The 21,484-nt window shown below is 68.3% G+C and carries 24 protein-coding genes; 6 read left to right on the top strand and 18 right to left on the bottom strand.

Annotated elements, in window-relative coordinates; genetic code table 11:
- Positions 1-6 precede the first annotated feature (6 nt).
- Genes L0M17_RS00760 through L0M17_RS00715 form a run of 10 tightly spaced genes read right to left on the bottom strand, consistent with a single transcriptional unit; the run spans position 7 to position 8,530 of the window.
- A complete protein-coding gene (locus tag L0M17_RS00760) occupies positions 7-1,314 on the bottom strand; it encodes a flagellar hook-length control protein FliK (protein ID WP_241050314.1) in 1,308 nt (435 codons plus the stop codon).
- Entirely contained in the window at positions 1,314-2,468 is a 1,155-nt protein-coding gene (locus L0M17_RS00755) for a C40 family peptidase (RefSeq protein ID WP_241050312.1), read from the bottom strand. The genes L0M17_RS00760 and L0M17_RS00755 overlap by 1 nt, the downstream gene beginning before the upstream one ends.
- The gene (locus tag L0M17_RS00750; protein WP_241050310.1) at positions 2,465-2,917 is read right to left on the bottom strand and encodes a flagellar export protein FliJ; all 453 of its coding nucleotides are present in this window, start codon (positions 2,915-2,917) and stop codon (positions 2,465-2,467) included. The genes L0M17_RS00755 and L0M17_RS00750 overlap by 4 nt, the downstream gene beginning before the upstream one ends.
- Positions 2,914-4,221 (bottom strand): FliI/YscN family ATPase, encoded by a 1,308-nt coding sequence (locus L0M17_RS00745; RefSeq protein WP_241050309.1) that lies wholly within the window; start codon positions 4,219-4,221, stop codon positions 2,914-2,916. Before L0M17_RS00745 ends, L0M17_RS00750 begins: the two co-directional genes overlap by 4 nt.
- The gene (locus tag L0M17_RS00740; protein WP_241050307.1) at positions 4,218-4,811 is read right to left on the bottom strand and encodes a FliH/SctL family protein; all 594 of its coding nucleotides are present in this window, start codon (positions 4,809-4,811) and stop codon (positions 4,218-4,220) included. The genes L0M17_RS00745 and L0M17_RS00740 overlap by 4 nt, the downstream gene beginning before the upstream one ends.
- Positions 4,801-5,826 (bottom strand): flagellar motor switch protein FliG, encoded by a 1,026-nt coding sequence (gene fliG / locus L0M17_RS00735; protein WP_241050305.1) that lies wholly within the window; start codon positions 5,824-5,826, stop codon positions 4,801-4,803. The genes L0M17_RS00740 and fliG overlap by 11 nt, the downstream gene beginning before the upstream one ends.
- Positions 5,823-7,466, bottom strand: a complete 1,644-nt coding sequence (fliF, locus tag L0M17_RS00730; protein WP_241050303.1) for a flagellar basal-body MS-ring/collar protein FliF — start codon at positions 7,464-7,466, stop codon at positions 5,823-5,825. Before fliF ends, fliG begins: the two co-directional genes overlap by 4 nt.
- Positions 7,466-7,786, bottom strand: coding sequence for a flagellar hook-basal body complex protein FliE (fliE, locus tag L0M17_RS00725; protein ID WP_241050301.1), 321 nt, complete (start codon positions 7,784-7,786; stop codon positions 7,466-7,468). Before fliE ends, fliF begins: the two co-directional genes overlap by 1 nt.
- On the bottom strand, positions 7,783-8,178 hold the full coding sequence (locus L0M17_RS00720) for a flagellar basal body rod protein FlgC (protein ID WP_241050299.1): 396 nt from the start codon (positions 8,176-8,178) through the stop codon (positions 7,783-7,785). The genes fliE and L0M17_RS00720 overlap by 4 nt, the downstream gene beginning before the upstream one ends.
- A 10-nt stretch (positions 8,179-8,188) precedes the next feature.
- Positions 8,189-8,530: a flagellar basal body rod protein FlgB gene (locus tag L0M17_RS00715; protein ID WP_241050298.1), complete on the bottom strand. Its 342-nt coding sequence runs from the start codon at positions 8,528-8,530 to the stop codon at positions 8,189-8,191.
- Positions 8,531-8,737: 207 nt separating this feature from the next.
- On the opposite strand from L0M17_RS00715, the gene L0M17_RS00710 reads away from it, so the two are divergent.
- Entirely contained in the window at positions 8,738-10,390 is a 1,653-nt protein-coding gene (locus L0M17_RS00710; protein WP_241050296.1) for a hypothetical protein, read from the top strand.
- Positions 10,391-10,407: 17 nt separating this feature from the next.
- On the opposite strand, the gene L0M17_RS00705 is transcribed toward L0M17_RS00710, so the two are convergent.
- The 7 genes from L0M17_RS00705 to L0M17_RS00675 all read right to left on the bottom strand — a co-directional run bounded on the left by L0M17_RS00705 (position 10,408) and on the right by L0M17_RS00675 (position 15,113).
- On the bottom strand, positions 10,408-10,707 hold the full coding sequence (locus L0M17_RS00705) for a hypothetical protein (RefSeq protein WP_241050294.1): 300 nt from the start codon (positions 10,705-10,707) through the stop codon (positions 10,408-10,410).
- Entirely contained in the window at positions 10,697-11,122 is a 426-nt protein-coding gene (gene fliS, locus L0M17_RS00700) for a flagellar export chaperone FliS (RefSeq protein WP_241050292.1), read from the bottom strand. Before fliS ends, L0M17_RS00705 begins: the two co-directional genes overlap by 11 nt.
- 8 nt (positions 11,123-11,130) lie before the next feature.
- The gene (gene fliD, locus L0M17_RS00695) at positions 11,131-12,561 is read right to left on the bottom strand and encodes a flagellar filament capping protein FliD (protein WP_241050290.1); all 1,431 of its coding nucleotides are present in this window, start codon (positions 12,559-12,561) and stop codon (positions 11,131-11,133) included.
- A gap of 86 nt (positions 12,562-12,647) precedes the next feature.
- Positions 12,648-13,520 carry a flagellin N-terminal helical domain-containing protein gene (locus L0M17_RS00690; RefSeq protein WP_241050287.1) on the bottom strand — a complete coding sequence of 291 codons (873 nt, stop codon included), beginning with the start codon at positions 13,518-13,520 and terminating at the stop codon, positions 12,648-12,650.
- A 143-nt stretch (positions 13,521-13,663) separates the two neighbouring features.
- On the bottom strand, positions 13,664-14,227 hold the full coding sequence (locus tag L0M17_RS00685) for a dihydrofolate reductase family protein (RefSeq protein ID WP_241050285.1): 564 nt from the start codon (positions 14,225-14,227) through the stop codon (positions 13,664-13,666).
- 8 nt (positions 14,228-14,235) lie between these two features.
- Entirely contained in the window at positions 14,236-14,661 is a 426-nt protein-coding gene (locus L0M17_RS00680; protein WP_241050283.1) for a VOC family protein, read from the bottom strand.
- A 149-nt stretch (positions 14,662-14,810) separates the two neighbouring features.
- Positions 14,811-15,113: a putative quinol monooxygenase gene (locus L0M17_RS00675; protein ID WP_241050281.1), complete on the bottom strand. Its 303-nt coding sequence runs from the start codon at positions 15,111-15,113 to the stop codon at positions 14,811-14,813.
- 168 nt (positions 15,114-15,281) lie between these two features.
- Here L0M17_RS00675 and L0M17_RS00670 point away from each other — a divergent pair, with 168 nt between their 5' ends.
- The 5 genes from L0M17_RS00670 (at position 15,282) to L0M17_RS00650 (ending at position 20,562) form a co-directional block, all read left to right on the top strand.
- The gene (locus tag L0M17_RS00670; RefSeq protein WP_241050278.1) at positions 15,282-17,243 is read left to right on the top strand and encodes an LGFP repeat-containing protein; all 1,962 of its coding nucleotides are present in this window, start codon (positions 15,282-15,284) and stop codon (positions 17,241-17,243) included.
- 150 nt (positions 17,244-17,393) lie between these two features.
- On the top strand, positions 17,394-17,876 hold the full coding sequence (gene flgN / locus L0M17_RS00665) for a flagellar export chaperone FlgN (RefSeq protein ID WP_241050276.1): 483 nt from the start codon (positions 17,394-17,396) through the stop codon (positions 17,874-17,876).
- Positions 17,877-17,889: 13 nt separating this feature from the next.
- Positions 17,890-19,314 (top strand): flagellar hook-associated protein FlgK, encoded by a 1,425-nt coding sequence (gene flgK, locus L0M17_RS00660; protein ID WP_241050274.1) that lies wholly within the window; start codon positions 17,890-17,892, stop codon positions 19,312-19,314.
- 1 nt (position 19,315) lies between these two features.
- On the top strand, positions 19,316-20,200 hold the full coding sequence (gene flgL, locus L0M17_RS00655) for a flagellar hook-associated protein FlgL (protein WP_241050273.1): 885 nt from the start codon (positions 19,316-19,318) through the stop codon (positions 20,198-20,200).
- Positions 20,197-20,562, top strand: a complete 366-nt coding sequence (locus L0M17_RS00650) for a flagellar assembly protein FliW (RefSeq protein ID WP_241050272.1) — start codon at positions 20,197-20,199, stop codon at positions 20,560-20,562. Before flgL ends, L0M17_RS00650 begins: the two co-directional genes overlap by 4 nt.
- On the opposite strand, the gene L0M17_RS00645 is transcribed toward L0M17_RS00650, so the two are convergent.
- Entirely contained in the window at positions 20,559-21,389 is an 831-nt protein-coding gene (locus L0M17_RS00645) for a hypothetical protein (protein ID WP_241050271.1), read from the bottom strand. The genes L0M17_RS00650 and L0M17_RS00645 overlap by 4 nt on opposite strands.
- Positions 21,390-21,484: the final 95 nt, after the last annotated feature.

The following is a 21,484-nucleotide window of genomic DNA, read 5'->3' as shown; positions in this document are numbered from 1 at the left end:
CTTTCTCTAGGCGAGGATGTCGAGTCGGTTGTCGCTGGTGGGCAGGCGGCCGAACGGGAGTTGGGACGGCGAGGTGCCGTCGAGTCCGACGGCGGTGACCCCCCGCGTCCCGCCGCCCCGGCCCCCAGCACCTCGCCCGGGACTGTCTCGGCCCCCGGATCCCCAGCCATCCTGCAGGGCGCCGTGCTGCGGTGGCCCGTGCTGGGGCGCTCCGTGCTGAGGGGCGCTCCGGGCCGAAAGATCGAGGTTCGCCCCGAGACCCGCCGCGGCGAGGTCTCGCCGCAGCTCTGGGAGCGCCGCCTGAACGGCGGCCCGTCCCGCGTCGGTGGGCACGAAGAGCTGGACCTTGACGCCGTCTGCCCCGATGTGGGCCTGTACGGTGACCGGTCCCAGATCCTCTGGGGCGACCTTGACCGTCATGACATGCTCCCCCGGGCCCGCGGCCGCAAGCGTGAAGACGGGCCTCGCGAGCTGTGCCGAGAAGGGCTGGGCGGCAGTCGGCGGTGGAGTCTCGGGGACGCCGGCTGGCGCTGCGTCCGGCGCCGCAGCGAAAGCGGACGACGACGGGATGCCCGCGAGCGCGGGATCGTCCGTCTTCGCGCTTGTTGCGTCCGGGACGGTCGGGTCCCGGAGGGGCAGGTCCGGGAAAGTTGCGTCCCGGAAAATCGCGGCCGCGGACTTGGCGGGGCTCGTGGAGGTCTCAGAAGTGCGGGGTACCGGAAGCCCTGACCCCAGCGCAGGGCTTCCTGGAGCCGAAGGGGCTGCCGCTGCCGAGGCTGGCGATGCTGGCACTTGCGAGGCCAACGTTGACGGGTCCGGCGCTGGCAATGCGGGTGCGCCGGCGCCCCTCAGGGTCGGTGCGCCCGTGGCTGCGCCCCCGAGGGTAGGTACGGCCGTCGTCGTCTGAGCGACCGTCGCCAGACCACTGAAGGTTGCGCCGTGCGGAGGCACTAGGTGGCCCTCGGAAGATGGAGAAACCGTCGGGGGGCAACCGATGAACGGCGGGACGGCCGTCATTGTCTGGCCGGCCAACGAGGGGTTGAGGGTGGGATCGGCCTTGGCGGGGTCGTTGGTGTCGTTTTTGCCGTCCGCCTTGCCGCCGTCCTTGGTATCTGCCTTCAGATCGACACCACCGACATCGGCACCCGCCGCTCCGGGCGACGCCGCTGCAAGCAAAGCCGCGAACAGGCCGGGAACCTCGGTGCCGGGCGATCCGGCGTCGGGACCGGTCCCGCCCGGAGTGGAGGCCGAGTGCGTCGCGGCAGTGACCGCGGGCGGGAGCGAGCCCGGGAGCGGGGAGAGGAGGGCTGGCATCAGGCTCCCGTCGGTGAGAGGGCTGAGACGATCTGGCGCGCTTCCGCTTCCCATTTGGCGTAGGCGTCGGGGTAGGCGGAACCTTGGACGGCTTGGTCGGCGGCGGTGACGGGCATGTTCTGCCAGCCCGGTATGGCGGTGAGCCTGTTGAGGAACATATCCGTAGAGGCCACGGGATCCATGGCGTCCGAGACCGTCCCCCACGAGTACGCGTTCCCGTTGACCTGCTGCTGGAAGAGGCCCACGGAGTATCCGTCGGTCCCAACCGCCGACTGCTCCGGCGCGAGGGCCTGGGAGCCGGCGACCTTCGGGTTCCAGTACATGCGCAGCGACGACTCCTGGAGCGCGGTCGAGACTGCGTCGACGGCGGCCTGGGCGGGCAGGCCGAGCTGCGCAACCCGATTCACGATGTCCTGGGCGTACTGCTGCTGAGAAGGGTCGAGCCCCGCCACGCCGGCAGCAGAGCCAGCGACGCCGGCCGCAGAACCAGTTGCGCTCTCCGGCACGATGCGCCGGATCGCCGTGAGGTTCCCGTACTGCTCCCACGCGTCACGGACCTGGATCGTCTGCCCGGGCACGGGAGCGTCGATCGCCTTGCCGTTTCCGAGATAGATGGCCACGTGCTCCCCGCCGAAGCTGACCAGCAGGTCGCCCGGCTTCGCGTCCGCGAGCGAGGCCACGGGCGTCCCAGCCTGCATCTGGTCATGCACGACGCGCGGGAGCGAGATCCCCAGGTCCTGGTACACGCGCTGCACGAAGCCCGAGCAGTCCAGGCCCTTCGACGGGTCCGTGCCGCCCCACAGATACGGCACGCCAACGTACTTCTGGGCATCGGCGGCGATTTCGTCGCCTGTGACGCCGCCGCTCGCCGCGAGGTTGCCGCTCGCCGGGACTGCCCCGGTCGCCGCCAGCCCCACCCCCGCGGAGGCCAGCCCCACACCGGCAGAGGGCAGCGCCGTCGACGTCGAACCAAGCGCGCCGGCGAGCGCCTGCCCGAATGAGGCAAGGCTCGCCGAAGGCGTGCCGGTGGCCTCGGCCGGGGCGGCGGAGGCGGACGACGGCGAGCCGGCGGCGGTGTCGAGGGTCGGGTCGGTGAGGTGGGTCAGGGTCGTCTGGATCTCCTGCACACGTCCGATCGCGGCACTGACACTCACGTCGTCGACCCTCCTCGGTTCAGCGCGTCGGGACCCTGCCGAAGGCGCGCGGACGAACCGAGGTCATCGAGGACGCTCTGCTCGGCGGCGAGCTCGGCCGCAACGACGAGGGCACCATGCCGGGCCTCGAGCTTCTCGAGCCCAACGGTCCGGCCCCGCGCGACGGCAAGGTCGCGCTGCGCCTGCCCGCGCTCGGCCTCGGTCACCGCGGCGAGCGCGTCGAGCTCGGTGAGGAGGCTCGCCGAGGCGGCCCGAGCCGCGGCGACGGCGAGGAGCGCGGCCGAGCTGTCGACGTCGGACGCGATCTCCTCTGCCTCGGCCCGGGCCGAGGCCTGCTGCGCACCCACGGCCCGGAGCTGGGCGTTGACGGCCCCGAAACGGGCCGCGGCCTGGTCCTGTTCGAGACGGCGCAGCCGCAGGAGCCCAGCAAGGGGGAACTGAGGGGTCATCGTGCACCTCCGAGGGTCGCAGTGAGGCGGGCGAGGCGGGCCCACGCCTCGGGTCCCGGCGTCTGATCGTCGAGGCTCTGGCGCAGGAAGGCGTCGATCTCGCCCTCGTGGGCGACGGCGGCATCGACGAGCGCGTTGCTCCCCCGCTGATACGCACCGACGTCGATGAGGTCCTGCGCTGCTTTGCGGGCTGCGAGGACGCGGCGCAGCTCTGAGGCGAGCGCCGTGCGTTCGGGCGCGTTCACCTTCGACGCGACCCGGGACACCGAGCCGAGGACGTCGATGGGCGGATAGTGCCCGCCGACGGCAAGCGGCCGATCGAGTACGACGTGCCCGTCGAGGATCGACCGCGCCGCGTCGGCGACGGGCTCGTTGTGGTCGTCGCCGTCGACGAGCACGGTGTAGATGCCGGTCACCGAGCCGGTTTCCCCGGTTCCGGCGCGCTCGAGAAGGCGCGCGAGGAGCGCGAAGGTCGACGGCGGGTAGCCCCGAGTAGCGGGAGGCTCACCGGCGGAGAGCCCGATCTCGCGCTGCGCCATCGCGACGCGCGTGAGGGAGTCCATCATGAGCAGGACATGGGCGCCGCGGTCGCGGAACGATTCGGCGATGCGCGTGGCGGTGAACGCGGCGCGGAGCCGCACGAGCGCGGGTTCATCGGAGGTGGCCACGACCACGATCGAGCGGGCCAAGCCCTCCGGCCCGAGGTCGTCGTCGAGGAACTCGCGGACCTCGCGTCCCCGCTCCCCCACGAGCGCGATCACGGACACCTCCGCCTCGGTGCCCCGCGCGATCATCGACAGGAGCGAGGACTTTCCGACCCCCGAACCAGCGAAGAGGCCAAGGCGCTGCCCGCGCCCGAGGGTGGCAAGTGTGTCGAGGACGCGGACGCCGGTCTGGAGAGGGGTATCGATCCGAGCCCGGTGCATGGCCGAGGGGGTCGCGTGCTCGAGCGGGACACGGTGGCCCGAGAGCGGCCCGCGCCCGTCGATGGGGCGGCCGAGGCCGTCGAGGACGCGGCCGAAGAGCTGCTCCCCCGTCGGTACGCCGCTGCCGCCAAGCCGCGCCCGGACGGGGGCGCCCGGGCGGACCCCGGCGAGACGTCCGAGCGGCATGCAGCGCAGGGTTCCCCGCGCGGTGGCGACCACCTCGGCCTCGCTCGTGCCGCCGTCGTCCGTAGCCACCGCGATCGTGTCGCCGACCGCGCAATCGAGTCCCGCCACCTCGAGCCCAAGCCCGAGCACCGATGTCACGACGCCGACCCGCTCCGGCGCGGCCGCCTCGAGCGCGGCGGCCAGGCCCCTCACGCGCCCTCCCCTGCGAGCGCGGCCCTCGCACGGGCCAGCGCGGTGGAGATGCGGGCATCGAGTTCCCCGTCCGGATAGTCGGCGACGGCGTCGCCCCTCGCGAGCGCGGGGTCGGCAACGAGCACGACGCCGGCCGGAGCGGCTTCTCCGACGAGCGCCAGGTCGGCGGGGTGGAGGCGGACGGCGACGACGACGGGAGCATCCGTCCCTGAGAGCGCGCGGGCAAGAGCGGCCTTGGCGCCCGTCGCGGCGTCGGAGAGCTCGCACCCGAGCACAGCCTCGGCGAGCGCGATCGCGGAGGCCGCGACCTCGGCCTCGGCTTCCGCGAGGACAGGCACGGTCCGCGAGTGCAGGGCACGGGCGGCGGCTTCGAGGACGGCGACGCCGCGTTCAGCCCGTTGTCTGCCCTCCTCGAGGGCCGCGGCGTGCTCGGCCTCGAACTCGGCACGTCGCGTCCGTGCCTCGGCCTCGGCCTTCCGCAACCCGGCCGCGTACCCAGCGGCGTGGCCCTTCGTGAAGCCCTCTGCCTCTCCCGAAGCATGGAGCGACGGGAACACGACGGGCCGCGGGACGTGCGCCTCAGTAGACAAGATCGTCCTCCTCGCCGCGGCGGACAGTGATGTCACCAGAGGCCTCGAGTTCGCGGATGGTCCGGACGATCGACGCGCGCGCCTCCTGGACCTCGGACGCCCGCACAGGCCCTACGGCGGCAATCTCGGACTGCAGAATCTCGCGGTTGCGGTCGGAGACGTTGGAGTTGATGGCCTCGAGCACAGGGGCCGCCGCCCCCTTCATCGCGCGTGCGAGCACCCCCGCGTCGATGCCGCGGAGGATCTGCTGGACGTCGCGGCGTTCGAGCTTCACGATGTCCGCGAACGTGAGCATCTTGGAACGGACCTCTTCGGCGAGTTCGGGGTCGCGCTCCTGCAGGCCGTCGAGGACGGTGCGCTCAGTCGCGATGTCGGAGCGGTTGATGATGTCGACGAGCGGCTGGATGCCGCCCATGACCTCGGCCTGCTTGCGCCCCGAGGGTACAGCGGTACTCGTGCGCGCCTTGAGACTCTCGGCGATGATCGTCACGGCTTCCGGCGTCGCCGAGCCCATCGTCGCGAGCGCTTGGGCGACGTCGATCGCCTGCGCCTCGCCGAGGCCCGCCATCACCTCGGACGCCTTCGCAGGCCGAAGATGCGCGAGGACGAGCGCGACTGTCTCGGGGAGCTCGCCGTCGAGCAGGGTTAGGAGTTGGGAGGCGTCGACGCTGTCGAGGAATTCGAAGGACTTTCCGGCCATGGTCGAGGCCAGCCGGTCCATGACGCCCGCAGCCCTGTCCGGGCCGAACGAGGATTCGAGGAGGCCGACGGCGAGGTCCCGGCCGCCGCGGGTCGTGCGCCGCCCGGACACCGCGATCTCGTGGAACTCGGCGATGACCTGCTCGGAGACCCCGGCGTCCACCCGGCTGAGCCGCACGATCTCCGCGGCCACCTCTTCGGCCTCGGACTCGCTGAAGTGGGCCATGACCTTCGAGGCGTTCTCGGGGCTCATCTGCATGAGCACGATCGCGACCTTCTGGGTGCCCGTCAGCGCCGGGGCGAGAGCCGGCGTCATACGCCCGCCCTCGACTCGTCCATGAGGCCGCGCAGGAACTCCGCCGTCTTCTGCGGGTCCGCGCCGCCGAGGCGATCAACCTGGGCACGCCGCCGCTCGGCGTCGAGCACTTCCGCACCCGGGTCAGGCAGTGCCGGGAGCGGCTCGGCGATCGTCGGCAGCGCGACGGTCGTGGACGCTTCGATGATGGCGGGTTCGGGCAGCTCGTCGAAGACGATGCTGCCGCCGAGGTCGAGGGGCTCGCGGACCGCAGCCCGGCGCGCACGCATCCACAGGAATAGGGCGACGCCGATGAGCGCGAGGAGCGCGATGCCTGCCCACATGATGTTCGTCCACATCGCCTGCTGCGCCTTCGCGGCGTCGTCCGCCTGCTGCTGCGCGAGCGCCGCCTTGGCCTGATCCGCCGCGGCCGTGCTGAACGGGACAATCTGCACGGAGAGGACATCGCCGCGCTTCGCGTCGATCCCGGCAGCGGCCGAGACGAGCGAATTGATGTTCTGGAGGTTGAGGCCCTGCGCGGCGAACTGGTTGATCGCCACAGAGACCGACTGCTTCTTGAGCGCTCCGGCCGGGATCGTGCGGTCCTCGGTCGTCTTGTCGACCGCGTTGTCCTTGGTGTCCGTCGTCGAGTCGTACGTGCCGTTGCCGCCCGCATCCCCATTTGACCCGGCGCCGCCCGAACTCGTCCCGGACGGCACCGCGATGTTGTCCGGCCCAAGGACCCCCGATGCCCCCGAGGCGCCAGTCCCCGTGTATTTCTCGGTGGTCGTCGACTGGCTCAGGGGCGCGGTGTTGTTGGCGCTCGAGAACGTCTCCGAGGTCTGCTGGGCAGACTGCTGGTCCACGTCGGGGATGACGGCGACCGTAGCGTTCCCGGGGCCGAGGACCCGGTCGAGGACGGCCTGGACGGCCGATTGGGTCTGCTGCTGGTAGTCCGAGGCGAGCTTGGAGGAATTGCCGGTCGTCCCGGTGCCGACTGCCGAGAGCACGTTGCCCTGCGAGTCCACCACCGAGACGTCGGTCGCCTTCATGCCCGGCATCGATGCCGACGTGAGGTGGACGATCGCGTCGACCTTGTCGCTCGTCAGGGTCACGCCCGGCTGGGTCTGGACGAACACCGAGGCGGTCGGGTCGGTCTGCTGGGACGTGAATACGGTCTTGTCGGGGATGGCGAGCTGGACGCTCGCCGACTTCACGCCGTCGAGGTGGGAGATCGTCGTCGCCAGCTCGCCCTCGATTGCGCGCTTGTAGGTCACGTCCTGCTGGAACTGCGAGGACGTGACCCCCATCTTGTCGAGGAGCGAGTAGCCGGTTGCCGGGGCCGAAGGCAGGCCGGCGGAAGCCGCCTTGAGCCGCTCGTCGTACACCTTGTCCTGGGGAACGAGGATCGTCGAGCCGCCGTCGGTCAGCTGGTAGGGCACGTTGTCCTTGCCGAGCTGCTGGACGACGGCGCTCGCGTCCGAGCTCTGCAGCCCCGTGAAGAGCGGCGCGTAGCTCGGCTTCGTGAGCCACGAGACGAGGGCGAACGCGCCGAGTGCGAGCACGGCGAGGCCGATGATCGCGACGGTCCGCTGGCCGACCGTGAAGCCCTTGACCGTCGCGGAGAGGCGGCGCCACGCGGCGGAGATGAACGGCGGCATCAGGCCTGCATCCTCATGATCTCGTTGAAGGCGTCAACGCCTTGGTTGCGGATCGTGGACGCGAGCTCGAGCGTGACCTGCGCGCGGGTCGCCGCGATAGTCGCGTTGTGGATGTCGTCGAGGTTGCCCGTGACGGCCTGAACGGCGAGCTGGTTCGACGTCGACTGGAGCTGCTGGAGGTTGTCGACGGCGCCGGCGAGGCTTGCCGCGAAACCGGAACCGTCCGTCGTCGTCGGCTGGGCAGCAGAGGCGAGGTAGCCGGTTGGGGCGACGCCTTGGATGGGGGTGGCAAGGGCGGGTGAAATTGCCGAGATGCTCATGACGACTTTCCGATCTGCAGCGCGGCCTCGTAGATGTCCTTCGCCCGGTTCACGACCTCCGTGTTGGCCTGATAGCCCCTCTGGGCCATGATGAGCGAGCCCATCTGCTCGCTGAGGTCGATGTCCGGGTAGCGCACGTAGCCGCTCTTGTCGGCGATGGGGCTGTCCGGCTGGTAGACGAGTCGCCCCGTTGCGTCACCCTGCGGCGTCGCCGCGACGTACACGCCGGTGTTCCCCGGGCCAGCCTGCGCCTCGACGTAGCGGGCCTGAAAGGCGGGACCGCTCGTTGGGGTGGCCGTGTTGACGTTCGCGAGGTTATCCGAGATCGCGTCGAGCCATTTGCGGTTGACGGTCAAGGCGGTCCCGGCGATGCCAATCGTGTCGAAGGTCATGGCTCTCCCCTCAGGACGTCTTCAGCGCGGTGCGGACGGCGGTGAACTCGTTGTTGAGCGCCTGGGACGCGAACTGGTAGCGGAGCACCGTGTCGACATTCGAAAGCGTCTCGGTGTCCAGGTTCACGTTGTTCCCGTTGAGCTGCGTCGGCTCTTCCGAGATCGACGTCGTCGCCTGCACGGTGCCGTTGCCGGCCGCGACTGACGCGGAGAGGGCGTTCTCGAACTGGACGCGCTTCGCGTGGTAGCCGGGCGTATTGACGTTCGCGATGTTGTCCGCGATGGCCTGCTGGCGCAGCGAAAGTCCGTTGAGCGCGCTCGTGAGCGCGGCAGAGGTCACGGAATCGAGCACACTGTCCTGCCTGGGTAGGGGGATGTCCGGCCGATCCGTGGCCAGGTCGTAACGAGCAGTCCGTGCTCGCTGTTGTCTATCGGCAGTGTGCAGCCGTGCGTTAGGACACGAACCCGCTTGGAATCGAGTCCAAGTTTCTCCCAAGGAAGGCCGAAGAATTTGCCGAGCACCGGCCCGTAGAGCCCCTGCGCTTGCAACGATCGCAGGGTGATTGATTCCGTGGTGCTGACCGATGCGGCCTCGGCGACCAAGCCGGCGCGCCCGCTCCGGCAGTTAGGGAGCCCGCTCCCGCGGTTCGGAGGGCGGCGCCGCGCCGAATGGGCTGGCCTCGTCATCGTGCTGACCCTGGCGCTGCTGACCGTGTGGCATCTCGACGCCACCGACCGTTCGTGGATGCTGTATTATGACGGCGACTCCGTGCTGCCGGCACTCGTCCGCGGATCGATCCTGTCGGGGCAGTCGCAGAGTTGGGGCCTCTCGGCCGTCCTGTTCATCCCGGAGATGGGGCTGTACCTCGTCCTGGCTGCACTGGGGCTTGGGATCAAGGGCACCTTCGCGCTCAACGCCGTCGTCAATCTCCTCCTGTTCTACGGATGCCTCAGGCTCCTGAGCGGGGCCGTGCAGCGCGAGCGGTCGCGAGCGCACCGCGTCGCCGGCGCCCTTGTCGCCTTCGCCGCGATGACGGGCTTGGCGCTCCTGGAGAGCTCCTCGGGCTACAACGACTTCCAACTCGCATCGCTCCTCGCGACCACGACGTACTACAGCATGACCGTGCTCGCCTCAGTCGCCACGACGGCGCTCACCGTGCGGCTCTTGAAGACCCGCGGTTCGAGCCGCTGGCACTGGCTCGAACTCGTGCTCGTCGGCCTGGCTGCACTCTCGAGCCTGACGAACCCGCTGTTCCTGGCCTGGGAAGTGCTGCCGCTCGGCGTCGTGCTCGCGTTCATCGCGTGGAAGCGCATCATCAGCTGGCGGCGCTTCACGCTCGCGGGCGCTCTCCTGGCTCTCGGCGGGGGGATCGGCCTCGTGGCAAGGATTCCGTTCGGGTCCCTCATCCTCAAGGACGGCCCGGCCTACGCCAACCCCGGGTTGGCCAGCGTGGCCGCCCTCTTCTATCCGCACATGCTGGCAGAGAGGGCCTCGACGATCGAGGGCGCCGTGTCCGTGACAGTCGTCATCGCGCTGATCCTCGTCTCGGTGATCGTGTTCCGCCAGTCTCTGGCCACTCGCGATGCGGGGGCCGCCGTCGTCAGCGGCATGGCGTGGGTGGCTCCGTTGGTGCTGCTCGGCGGAATGATCGTCCTCGGCCAATTCTGGATTCGCTACCTCCAGCCGATGTACTTCGCTCCCGTGTGCACCCTCGTGTTCGCACCGAGGCTCTTCGCCCAGGCTCCGGCGTTCTTCCGTCGTCTCCCGCGGAAGGCCGTCAAGGGGGTCTTCGCCGGGCTCATCGTGGCCTGCTTGGGTGCCTCGGCAGCCGCGACGGGAGCGCTCGCCAAGTCGGCCGCCGTCGTCGACCCCGATATTCTCTGCGTCGATGCCTGGGTCGGCTCAAGCCACGAGACCGGGGCCGGAAGGTTCTGGGCCATCCGCGCGCCCAAGGCCTTCCTCGCCGAACCCAGCCAGCTGATCCAGGTCGACAGCCACTTCGGGAAGTACGCGTGGCTCACGGACCGGACGGACTACTCGAGCGCCAAGGTCTCGTTCGTAGTGACCGACTCCGAGCCCACACCGCTCGTGCTGCCTTCCGTCGCCGACACCGCGCCGTCGAGCACCATCCACTGCGGCCGCTACACCATCACCGACTTCGGCTCGCCTATCCTGCCCATCGGGCCGGCCTCGCCTAACCCGGCCGCCTGAACTAGGGCCTTGGGGTCTCAGCCTTTGACGTCGAGGTAGATTGCGGTTCCCACGGCCCGGTTGGGCGGCACCGAGCGGACGACGGCGAGATGTCGCCCCGTCTTGGCCTTCGCCTCTTCGAGGAGGCCGGCGAGAATCTCCTGCCGATCGCTCAGCGCAAGGGCCCGGCGGACCAGACGCTCGGGGATGGGCCCGAGCCCAGTCGGCAGGGGCCATGCCTCAACGACGGGAGCGGCGGGGTCTCGGAGGCGGTACTCGACGGCATCCAGGTCCGCCTCGAGGCGCCCGAGCACCTCATCCCACGAGTCAGCCAACATAGCCTCCCGCTGCCGTCGCGACCTCGGGACGCTCGGCCGGGAGGGACGCCGCGGCCTGATGCCACGACTGCCGCAGCGGTTCGAGGAGCGTGATCGCCTCGCGCGTGAGGGAGGGGCTGCGGTTGACGTTCGCGTTGACCAGGGCTCGGCGCACGTAGTCATAGAGGCTGCGCAGGCCCTCCGCGCCGTCCCAGACGCCCGATTTGAGGGTCGCGTCGAGCTCGACGATGATGTCCTGCGCGTGCAGGAGGCAATCGCTCGCCGTCTGCCAGTCCGCGGCCCCCTGCGCCGTCTCGGCGCGGTGGAGGTCCAGCAGGAGCCGGTCGTAGATCATCGTGAGGAGCCGGACCGGGCTCGCGGAAAGGATGGCGTCCCGGTTGTACAGCTGCCGGGCGCGGGCTGGCTGGAGGGTCATGGGAGTTCCTAACCGTTGGAGCTGGAGCTGCTGGATGACGAGGAGTACGTGGGCAGGCCTGCGATCTGGCTCGTGAGCCACGATTGCTGCGACTTGAGGGTGCCCATCATCGTGTCCATGTTGTTGTAGAGGGCGGTGAGCGTCGCCTTGCGGTCGGCCAAGCGGGTGTCCCAGTCGCTGATCTGCGTGGTCAGGTCTGAGACCTCGGCTTGCTGGCCCGAGATGAGCGACGTGATGGAGCCTGTGACCGGGTCAGAGGCGTTCTTCGCCGCCGTGGAGACGCGCGACGCGATCTCCTGAAGCGACGCCTCGGTTCCTGCGGGATCGGCGGCGAGCGCGGAGGTCAGCTTGCTCTGGTCGAACGTGAACGATCCGTCCTGGTTGATGCTGATTCCGAGGGCGGACGGCGACTGCCCGTTGCTTGTCGGCAGGTAGAGCGCGTCGGTGATCGCATCAGAGACGCCTCGCACTGTCGATTCGCCCGTGAAGAGGCCGCCTGACGCGGTCGAGCCGCCCGTGCTGTTGATCGTCGTCGTGACCTTGGTGTTGTCCGAGATGTTGCTCAGGAGGTCGTTGACGGAACTGACGAGGCCGCTTGCCTGCTTTGTGATGCCGGTGTTGTCGCTCGCGACGGTGATGGTCGCCGTCGTGCCCACCGCCGCCGGTGTCGCGGTGACGTCGACCCCCGGGAGCAGGTTGGTGAAAGTGTTCGACGACGATGTGACCGTCTGCTGGGCGGCTGTCCCCGCATAGAGGGTGGCCGAAGCGTCCTGGGCCGTGGTGACGACGGCCGCACCCGGCTGGGACATGAGGTCCGTGGCCGTGCCCGCAGTGACGTCGGCGGACGTCCCCTGGTAGACGGGGAACGCGCCAGCTGCGCCGGAGTGCGTGGCGTTGAGCTGGAGCCGGTAGAGCGTGTTCCCGCTCGCATCCGTGCCCGAGGCGACCTTCATCGCCGTCGCCGGGCCACCGGCCGCGTTGATGGCGCTCACCACGTCGTCGATCGAGGTGCTCGCCGGGGTGATCTGGGTCTGCTTGCCCGTCGAGTCGACGAGGGTGAGGGCCGACGGCGCCCCCGTCGAGTCCGTGGGCCAGGTCGCCATCGCGGCGGTGACGTCGACCTGGGTCTGGGCAGCCTGGTTGATCTGGACGCTGAAGGTGCCCGCAGTCGCCGTCGTGCCCGCAGTGGCCGTGACCGCGCTGTTGCTTGAGCTTGCCGTGAAGAGGTTGAGCGCACCCGGAAGGGCCATGTTGTCCGCGAGAGTAGCGAGCGAGGACGCCTTGCCGTTCAGGGTCTGTAGGGCGCTGATCATGCTCTGGTCGTTGGCCTGGGTCTGCTGCAGCTGCTGTTGTGGCAGGGCTTCGACCTGCATGAGCGAATTGATGATCGACGTGATGTCGAGCCCGCTGCCCAGGCCGTTGATGGAAATTCCGGTCATGCTCTGACTCCTTCGCGTCAGTCAGACGCCAATGGCGGTCAGGAGCTTTTTGGGTTCCCTGACCGCCATCAGCGTTGATCCGTTTTCTAGCCGAGGAGCTTGAGGATGCCCTGGCCGGACTGGTTGGCCTGCGCGAGCATCGCCGTGCCAGCCTGCGAGAGGATCGAGTCCTTCGTGTAGTTGACCATCTCGGACGCCATGTCCGTGTCGGTGATGTGCGAATTGGCGGCGTTCAGGTTCTGCGCCGTCGTGTTCGCGATGTTCATCGCGTGGGTCAGACGGTTTACGGACGCCCCAAGGTTGGACCGATCAGACGAAACAGCCTTGATTGCGGTGTCAATGGAGGCAATCGTTGTCTGCGCGGCAGCAGACGTCGAGACATCGAACTTGTCAGCGCTGGTTACGACCGTCCCCCCAGTCAGGGTGACGACGGAAGCGACGTCGCTCTTGAGATTTGCCGTGGTGACGCTGACTTGAGATGCGCTGTTCCCATCAGCACCGACCTGGAAGCTCAGCTGGCTCGGACCCGGAGTTGCACCGCCCTGCAGAAGGTTGATGCCGTTGAAGTTGGTCGACTCGGAAATTCGGGAAAGCTCCGAGCCGAGGGCGTCTGCTTCCTTCTGAATCGCACCCCTCGAGTCGGTATTGTTCGAGTCATTCGCGCCCTGCACGGCGAGATCGCGCATGCGCTGGAGAATCGACTGAACCTCGCCAAGTGCGCCATCCGCCGTCTGGACGACGTTGATGCCATCCTGCGCATTGCGGGATGCAACGTTGAAGCCGTTGACCTGCGAGGTGAGGCCCTGCGAGATCGAGAGGCCGGCCGCGTCGTCGGCCGCCGTGTTGATGCGAAGGCCGCTCGAAAGCTTGGCCATCGAGCTCGCCATGTCGGCCGAGGTCTTGTTGAGGTTGAGGTAGGCCTGCTGGGCCATGAGGTTGGTGTTGACGGTGAAAGCCATCGTGAGTCCTCCATGAATGAGTTGTGTTTACTGCTCCAGGCCCGTCCGTGGGCCCTCATTGCCACTAATCGGCTGACGCGCAAGATGCGTAAGTGACGCAGCGAAAAATCTTCACGACCGGCCACTCAACGCGCCGCGGACGCTCAGGGCACCACTCGGTAGCGGAGGTAAGCGACTCCCGAGCTGAAGACGCGGTTCCCCACGAGGTCTAGATGAACCCGGCGCTCCTGATGGGGAAAGAACGGAATGCCACCACCGAGCAGCACCGGGCAGACCCGGACCAAGTACTCGTCGATCAGATCCAGTGCGGCCGCTTCGGCAGCGAGGGTCGCACCGCCGATCGCGATGTTTCCTTCTCGAGGCTCGGCTCGCAACCGCTCGATCTCATCCCTCACATCGCCTGAGGCCAGACGGGCGTTGCCCTGAACGGACGAGAGCGTGCCGGAGAACACCACCTTGGGGAGCGACTTCCAGAGCTCGGCCCACTCGCGTTGTGAGTCACTGAGCGTCCGGCCCTGATCGGCGGTCTCCCAGTAGAGCATGGTCTCGTACAGCCGACGCCCCAACAGGTAGTCGCCGACCCCTCGTATCTCGTCGGTAACGAAGCGAAAGAGCTCCTCATCGGGTTCCGACCAGTTGAAGTCGCCGTCCGGCCCCGCGATATAGCCATCGAGTGAGACGTTCATCGAGTAGGTGACGCTGCGCACGCCCAGACCTAGCCGATCTGCTCAGCCAGGGCGAGGATGATGCCCGCCGGGCCGCGGAGGTAGCAGAGCCGGAACATATCCTCGTACTGCGCGACCTCGCCGAGGAGCTCTGCGCCGTGGGCGCGCAGGCGCCTGATGGTGTCGTCGATGTCGTCGACGGCGAACATGACTCGATGCAGGCCAAGCGTGTTGGGCGGCGGGTTCTCGGGGCTCGCCTCGGACAGGTCAGGCGCGTGGTACTTGGTCAGCTCGAGCTTTCCGTGTCCGTCCGGAGTGGACATCACCACGATGTCGCTTCGGATGCCGTCGAGTCCGACCGTACGGTCCGCCCAGACGCCTTCGATTGACGCCTTGCCTTCGACAACCATGCCGAGTTCAGTGAAGAACGCGACAGCCGCGTCCAGGTCATCGACGACGACCGCCACGTTGTCCATTCGTTGAACCGCCAAAGTGCCGCCTCTCGAGATAGGGCTCACCCTTCGGAAAGGCGAGCCTCAGGACGGACCCCAGTATGCTCGGGTATGTTGTGCCCGGCAACGGCGGGGCGTTGAGCGTTTCTGCGGCCTGCGGCGGCTCGAGCGCTTCAATCGCGAAGCGGAGATCCCACGATGTCGAACCGAAAGCCGCCAAAGGCGCCGGACAAGAGCGGGCGTGCCGAGGCGATTGACGCCTGAACCTCTGGATCAGCGAGCGAGGATCTGTGGGCTTCCGCGCTCTCCCAGATCTCGACGACGAATACTGTGTCAGGTTCATCGTCGTTGACCCCGACTTCATAAGCGAGGCACCCCAGCTGCTCCAACAGAGGGCTGCGCATGGTGAGACGCGCTACCAGCTCGTCACGTTTGCCAGGCACGGTGCCAAGGGTGCCCGCGTTTGCGAAAGTCATGACGGGGAAACTAGCACGTCTTCATAGACGCCCATCATTGCTGTTCCGTTGGCATTTCGGTGGCTGCCAATTCACTATCGAGAAAGCTTGTCGTCGCAGCCTTCGCCCGCTAGCGTGAGCCCAGCCGATGTTCTCGCATCGATTCGGCTTTGACGCCCGGGGGATCCATTGAAAAAGAAGTCAGCGCTCATTCACGCATGGTTGGCCGCGTTCGTGGGAGCCGTGCTCTTGGGCGCCAGCCTCGTTGCCAGCGCCGGAGCAGCAAACGCCGCAGCGCCACCCTGGGCAATCAACGTCACACTCACCCCAGGCAGGGTCGGCGGATCAGGGACGGTCACGTTCAGCACCCAGACGCTGTACCGGCAGACCTTCTCCGACCCTCAGTGCGCGACCCAGACCCAGACTGCCCCGGACGGCACCCTCAGCGTCTCCTTCAGCAACTTGACCTGGACCAACGCAGTGATCCGCTACTCGCCCCCGCTCTCGCAGTGGCCCAGCAAGACCAGCACCGCCACCGATCCGACCGTCACCACCTGTGCAACGGCCGGCGGCACGCTCGTCCCCGCCACGGCGACGGTGACCCAGACGGTGGCAACGTGGTCCGTGGACTATTCGTGCCGGAATGCGGGCGATCTGATCATCGCGGAGTACACCAACAACCCCTACTTGAACACGGGCAACTCCGCAGCGATCTGGGGAGGCTCGCCGATGCCGCTGAAGGTCCCTGACAATGGCCCACCGCCAGCCACCTGCCCCGCCGTCGCCCTCTCTTCTTCCTCCGGGGCGCCCGGCTCGTCATTGACGATCACCGGTACCGGCTACACCCCCTCAAGTACCGCGTCGGTAACCTTCGACTCCACGGTCGTGGGTTCGCCGACCGTCGGCGCCGACGGCACCTTCACGGTGAACACCGTGGTTCCCACATATCCGATCGGAGCATCCCACCGGGTGGGCGTCACGTCACCCGGCGTGGCTTCCCTCACCGTGCCGTTCACCGCCGAGCCATCGTTCACGCTCGCCCAGGCCATGGATGCGAAGGCCGCCGTCTGGGGACTCGGAGCGGCCACGAGCGCAGTTACGAGCATCCGCTATGCGGGTTACTACCGCAACTACCAGTTCGGCGCCGTCATCGCCGTAAACGATGAGAATCTGTTCGTTTCCCGCGGCGCGATCCGCAGTGAGTGGGCGGCTACGGGGTTCGAGAACGGCCTTCTAGCCTATCCCACAACCGACGAGATCGGCGGCCTGCGCAACGGCGGCGTCTACCAGAACTATCAGGAGGGCGCCATCATATGGTCCCCGGCCAGCGGAGCTCACGAGTCGTATGGCCCAATCCGGTCGGAGTGGCAGGCCACGGGGTTCGAGAACGGCGTTCTCGGATATCCGACAAGCGAGGTGCTGGACGGGATGGAGTACGAGGTCTCGTACCAGAACTACCAGGGCGGGACGATCGTGTCCTCGCCGGAACTCAACGGCGCGCACGCAACCTTCGGCCCGATTCGGTCGGAGTGGCAGGCGACCGGATTGCAGCACGGCCCTCTAAGTTGGCCGCTCACCGAGGTCGTCACCGGGCTGCGAAATGGTGGCTCGTACCAAGGCTTCATCTTCGGGGCCATCGTGTCGTCGCCCGCCTCGGGAACGCACGAGTCCTATGGCCCCATCCGTTCGAAGTGGGCGGCCACCAACTTCGAGAGCGGCCCCCTGGGGTACCCGACCACCGAGGTAGTCAAGGGCATCCTGAACGGCGGCTCATACCAGAACTACCAGGGCGGAGCGATCGTCTCCTCCCCGGCGTCGGGAACACACGAGTCGATCGGTGCCATCCGAGGCGAGTGGCAGGCCACCGGCTTCGAGGGCGGCCTCCTGGGCTACCCCACAACAGACGAGGTGGGCGGCCTGCGAAGCGGCGGCGTCTACCAGAACTATCAGGGTGGTGCCATCATTTGGTCCCCGGTATCCGGGGCCCACGAGTCGTACGGCCCGATCCGCGCAGCGTGGCAGTCCACGGGTTTCGAGAGCGGTCGTCTCGGTTATCCAACCAGCGAGGTGTACTCGGTGCCCAACGGCACGGCCCAGAACTTCCAAGGCGGCAAGATCACCGTCATCAACGGGACGACCACCGTCTCGTAGCGCGATGTCCTCGTCACCGGACCCTGCTCTCCTCACGCCCTGCAGGTTCCGCTTACCACGGCCCGCACCCCGCCGATAGAGTCCTCCAACGGGGCGCCGACCGCCGCGTTCGCGTCCTGTAAGGCTCACGGATGAGGAGTTGGCCACGGAATGGCGATCCACGACCTCTCGGCTCAGCTCTGGCATGAGCGCGAACTGCTGGACCTCCTGACGTTCAAGCTCGAGGAGGAGCAGCTCCTCCTCACTGCGGGCAAGACGCGGTGGGTTTCGCACGCGACGCGCGAGGTCGAGCAGGTCCTCGAACGGCTCTCTTCCGCCGGGCTCGCGCGGGCCGTCACCGCCGCGGCGGTCGCCGCCGAATGGGGCCTGCCCGAGGAAGCGACCCTGCGGGAGCTCGCTGCGGGCGCTCCGGAAGGGCCGTGGGGCGAGATTCTCACGGCGCACCTCAAGGCGATGACGGAACAGACCGCCGTCATCCGCCAACTCCGGGACTCCAACGCGCAGTTCCTCCGCGCCGCCTCGCGCTCCACTCAGGAGACCCTCGCGGACGTGACATCGATGGCGAAGACCTACGACGCCCAGGGGCGCCCCGCGGCTGCGACTGAATCGCGCCTCTTCGCCCGGGACCTCTGACCGAAGGACGACTGTGAGCACATTCGGCGCCCTCAACGCGGCGTACCGCGGCCTTTCCGCCGCACAGCAGGCGATCGACCTCGCGGGCCAGAACATCGACAACGTCGGGACCGACGGCTACACGCGCCAACGCATCGAGCAGTCCGCCATGGGTCCGCTTGCCCAGACGATGGGATCCGCCCCGGTTCAGCAGGTTGGCCAGGGCGTCTCGGTCGATGGCATCGCGAGGCTCGGCGACGCGCTGCTCGACGCCTCGGTGAGGTCGACGTCGTCGTCCGCAGGCTACGCGGCACAGCGGTCGACGGCGTACCAAGACATCGAGGGGACCCTCCAGGAGCCGGGGGCCAACGGAATTTCGGCTCAGCTTCAGTCCTTCTGGTCGTCCTGGCAGGACCTTGCGAACCAGCCGGGCGATGCATCCGCCGCTTCGACAGTCATCCAGAACGGCAAGCAGCTCGCCGCAAAGCTCTCGAGTGGCTACTCAGCCTTGGCTGGGCAATGGGCCTCGACCCAGTCGGAGGCGCAGGGGATGGTCACCTCGCTCAACGACGCCGCCACCCAGGTCGCTTCGCTCAACACGACCATCCGCTCTACTCTGGCCGCGGGCGGCAACGCCAACGAGCTCATCGATCAGCGGTCGAAGCTCACCGAAACGATCGCCTCGCTCGCGGGTGGATCCGTTCGACAGCAGGCCGACGGCACGGTCACTGTCTTCCTCGGCGGCAACGCCCTCGTCACGGGCGGCACGGCGCGCGCCGTCCAGCTCACCGGGCCGCAGAGCATGGCGGACACGTCGTCGGGCGCGCCCTCGCTCGTGTGGGCGGATCGCCCGAGCGTCCCGGTCGGGCTCGACGGCGGGACCATCGCCGGCGATCTCTCGGTCCTCGCTCCCGCGAACGCCTCAGGGACGGGTGGACCCATCGCCGAAGCCGCAGCACGGTACAACGCGTTCGCCACGTCCCTCGCGCAGGCCGTCAACGCCGCGCATGCCCAGGGAAAGACGCCGGCCGGCACGACCGGGCTGGACTTCTTCAGCCTCGACCCCTCCCTTCCGCCTGCTCAAGGCCTCGGAGTCGTCCCCACCGACGCGAGCGGGATTGCCACGGGAGCGCTCAGCTCGGGCGCCAACGACGGTTCGAACGCCGATGCCATCTCCCAGCTCAGCACCCAGACCAACTCGCCGGACAGCCGATGGACCTCCTTCGTCTCAGTCCTCGGCAGCGCGTCCCAAGCCGCGCAGCAGCAGGCGACGACGGCCCAGAGCGCCGCGACGAACGCCAAGACCGCCCAGACGTCCAACGCCTCGGTGAGCCTGGACGAGGAGAACGTGAACCTCCTCGCGGGCCAGCACGCGTACGAGGCGGCGGCGCGGGTCCTCACAGCGCTCGACCAGACGCTCGATACCCTCATCAACCACATGGGAACGGTAGGACTCTGAGATGCTCCGCGTGACCGACCAGACCATGCTGCGTGCGGCAGAGCGCCGCCTCGGCACGAGCCAAGCGCGCCTCTCCTCAGCGCAGGACGCCGCGAGCTCAGGGCAGCGGATCACCCGCCCCTCGGACGATCCCGTGGGAAGCGCCGATTCCCTGAACGTGCACGCCCAGATTGCGGCCAACAGCCAATACAAGAGGAATATCGACGACGGGACGTCCTGGCTCACGACCCTCGATTCAACCCTGAGCAACGCGACGGATTACCTGCGCCAAGTCCGCGACCTCACCGTCCAGGGCGGGAACGGCTCGCTCAACCAGGACGCGAAGAACGCACTCGCGGCCCAGATCGATTCCCTCCGCAGCGACCTGCTCGCCGCTGCCAACACGAAATACCTGGGACGCAGCATCTTCGCGGGGACCTCGGACGCAGCGAGCGCGTTCACCGACGGCACGCCGCCCACTTTCAACGGGACAGCGGGCGACACCGTCCAGCGCCGAATCGGCCCCGATCAGACCGTCCAAGTAGACGCGAACGGCGCGGCAGTCTTCGGCACGGGATCAAACTCGGTCTTCAACGTGTTGGACGCGATATCCTCCGACCTACGGAACGGCAGTGATCCCACTTCACAGCTGAAATCACTCGACGCCGGGATGAACGCAGTCGTCAATGGTCGCGCCGATGTCGGGACTCGGCTCGCCCAACTCCAGCGCGCAGGATCGGAGAACATGACACAGCAGAATGCGCTCGAGGCGAAGCGTTCGGGCATCGAGGACCTCGACCTCGGCCAGGCGGCCCTCGACCTGCAGCTCCAGCAGACGAACTACCAGGCCGCCCTCGCGGTCACCGCGCGGACGCTGCAGCCCAGCCTGATGGACTTCCTCAAGTGAGCGCGCTCACCTTCGCGGAGCCGCTCCCCGGCCTCGCCCCACACACCGACTTCACGCTCGAAGCGGTCGACGGCGCTGCCGGCCTCTTCAGCCTCCGCCCCGAGACAGCTCCCGAGGTCCGCCTCTTCCTGCTCGACGCCGCGGTGTACGTTCCGGGCTACGCTCCCGAGATCTCAGCCCCCTGCCGCACCCTTGGGCTCGCCTCTCCTGAAGACGCGCGAGTCCTCGTGGTCGCAACCCCCGGCGGAAACGGCACGACGGTGAACCTCATGGCTCCCGTCATCGTGAATGAGGCGACGGGCCAGAGCACCCAGACCATCCTCGACGGGCAGGGCTGGCCGCTCCGCATGCCCCTTGGCTAGTTGCCGCCCAAGAGTCCTGAGCCGTGGCCCTTCCCCTGAGAATTGCCGCCGGGGGTCAGTCCGAGCCATCGGCTGAGTTCCTGGGTGAGCTGCTGGGTCCGCGCCGATGCGCTCGCCCCCGCGGTGGCGGACGACGACGAGTGCACACCTCCCGCGGCGCTGGCGCCTGAGCCAGGATGAGCGACACCCGGAAGAGCCGACGCGGCTCCTGCAGGTCCTGAAACTGAGCCCCCGCTCAGTCCCTCCATCCCGTCTGTACTGCCGGTAGCCCCTTGCCCCACCACAGCCTGCAGACCGTTGCCGCCGGCGGCGCCGTACTGGCTAGCTTCGTCTTGGCTATTTTCGTCTTGGCCGCTTCCATCTTGGCCGCTTCCGTTTTGGCCCGGGCTCTTGGCGTCTCCCGCGTCAGAGCCTTGGCCGCTACCGCCACCGCCGGCCGGACCGCCGTCGCCCGCTCCCGTGTTGGCCGAAGCTCCGTCTGAACCCGCGCCCCCAGAACCTGCACCATTGGCGCGGCTTTCAGACATGGAGGGCGCGTCGTCGTCCGCCGGCGTGGGCTGAGGCGACGGGGGGACGACGACGCCCGCGGCCCCGATGCTCGTCGGCTCACCGTCGAGCGGCGATCCTGAGGACGCGTGGACGGGGGCACCGGCTGCAACGGCGAGGGCAGCCGCGCTGGCCGAAGCGCTCGCACGCGCCGCCTCGACGCTCGCCCCGAAGGCGCGGAGCGGGCCGTTCACGCTGGCTTGAAGTGCGCTCACGCCGCAGAAAGTGAGCAGCGCAGTTCCGCCGATGACAGCGGGAAACTGCCACAACCGTTTGATCACTTGCCAGCCTTGAACACAAAGGGATAACCGACCGGCCGAGCGACCGTCACGCGACCGACTCTACTGACCGAAACGGTCACGTGTCCATCACTTTT

This window comes from Sinomonas terrae (assembly GCF_022539255.1).
Taxonomy (GTDB): domain Bacteria; phylum Actinomycetota; class Actinomycetes; order Actinomycetales; family Micrococcaceae; genus Sinomonas; species Sinomonas terrae.
This window is presented reverse-complemented; position numbering and strand designations above follow the sequence as displayed.

What these genes read in the sequence shown, in the direction of transcription:
- L0M17_RS00760 (WP_241050314.1), bottom strand. Translation starts at nt 1,314, where the DNA reads ATGCCAGCCCTCCTCTCCCCGCTCCCGGGCTCGCTCCCGCCCGCGGTC.
- L0M17_RS00750 (WP_241050310.1), bottom strand. Translation starts at nt 2,917, where the DNA reads ATGACCCCTCAGTTCCCCCTTGCTGGGCTCCTGCGGCTGCGCCGTCTC.
- fliG (WP_241050305.1), bottom strand. Translation starts at nt 5,826, where the DNA reads ATGACGCCGGCTCTCGCCCCGGCGCTGACGGGCACCCAGAAGGTCGCG.
- fliF (WP_241050303.1), bottom strand. Translation starts at nt 7,466, where the DNA reads ATGCCGCCGTTCATCTCCGCCGCGTGGCGCCGCCTCTCCGCGACGGTC.
- fliE (WP_241050301.1), bottom strand. Translation starts at nt 7,786, where the DNA reads ATGAGCATCTCGGCAATTTCACCCGCCCTTGCCACCCCCATCCAAGGC.
- L0M17_RS00720 (WP_241050299.1), bottom strand. Translation starts at nt 8,178, where the DNA reads ATGACCTTCGACACGATTGGCATCGCCGGGACCGCCTTGACCGTCAAC.
- L0M17_RS00705 (WP_241050294.1), bottom strand. Translation starts at nt 10,707, where the DNA reads ATGTTGGCTGACTCGTGGGATGAGGTGCTCGGGCGCCTCGAGGCGGAC.
- fliS (WP_241050292.1), bottom strand. Translation starts at nt 11,122, where the DNA reads ATGACCCTCCAGCCAGCCCGCGCCCGGCAGCTGTACAACCGGGACGCC.
- fliD (WP_241050290.1), bottom strand. Translation starts at nt 12,561, where the DNA reads ATGACCGGAATTTCCATCAACGGCCTGGGCAGCGGGCTCGACATCACG.
- L0M17_RS00690 (WP_241050287.1), bottom strand. Translation starts at nt 13,520, where the DNA reads ATGGCTTTCACCGTCAACACCAACCTCATGGCCCAGCAGGCCTACCTC.
- L0M17_RS00680 (WP_241050283.1), bottom strand. Translation starts at nt 14,661, where the DNA reads ATGGACAACGTGGCGGTCGTCGTCGATGACCTGGACGCGGCTGTCGCG.
- L0M17_RS00675 (WP_241050281.1), bottom strand. Translation starts at nt 15,113, where the DNA reads ATGACTTTCGCAAACGCGGGCACCCTTGGCACCGTGCCTGGCAAACGT.
- flgN (WP_241050276.1), top strand. Translation starts at nt 17,394, where the DNA reads ATGGCGATCCACGACCTCTCGGCTCAGCTCTGGCATGAGCGCGAACTG.
- flgL (WP_241050273.1), top strand. Translation starts at nt 19,316, where the DNA reads ATGCTCCGCGTGACCGACCAGACCATGCTGCGTGCGGCAGAGCGCCGC.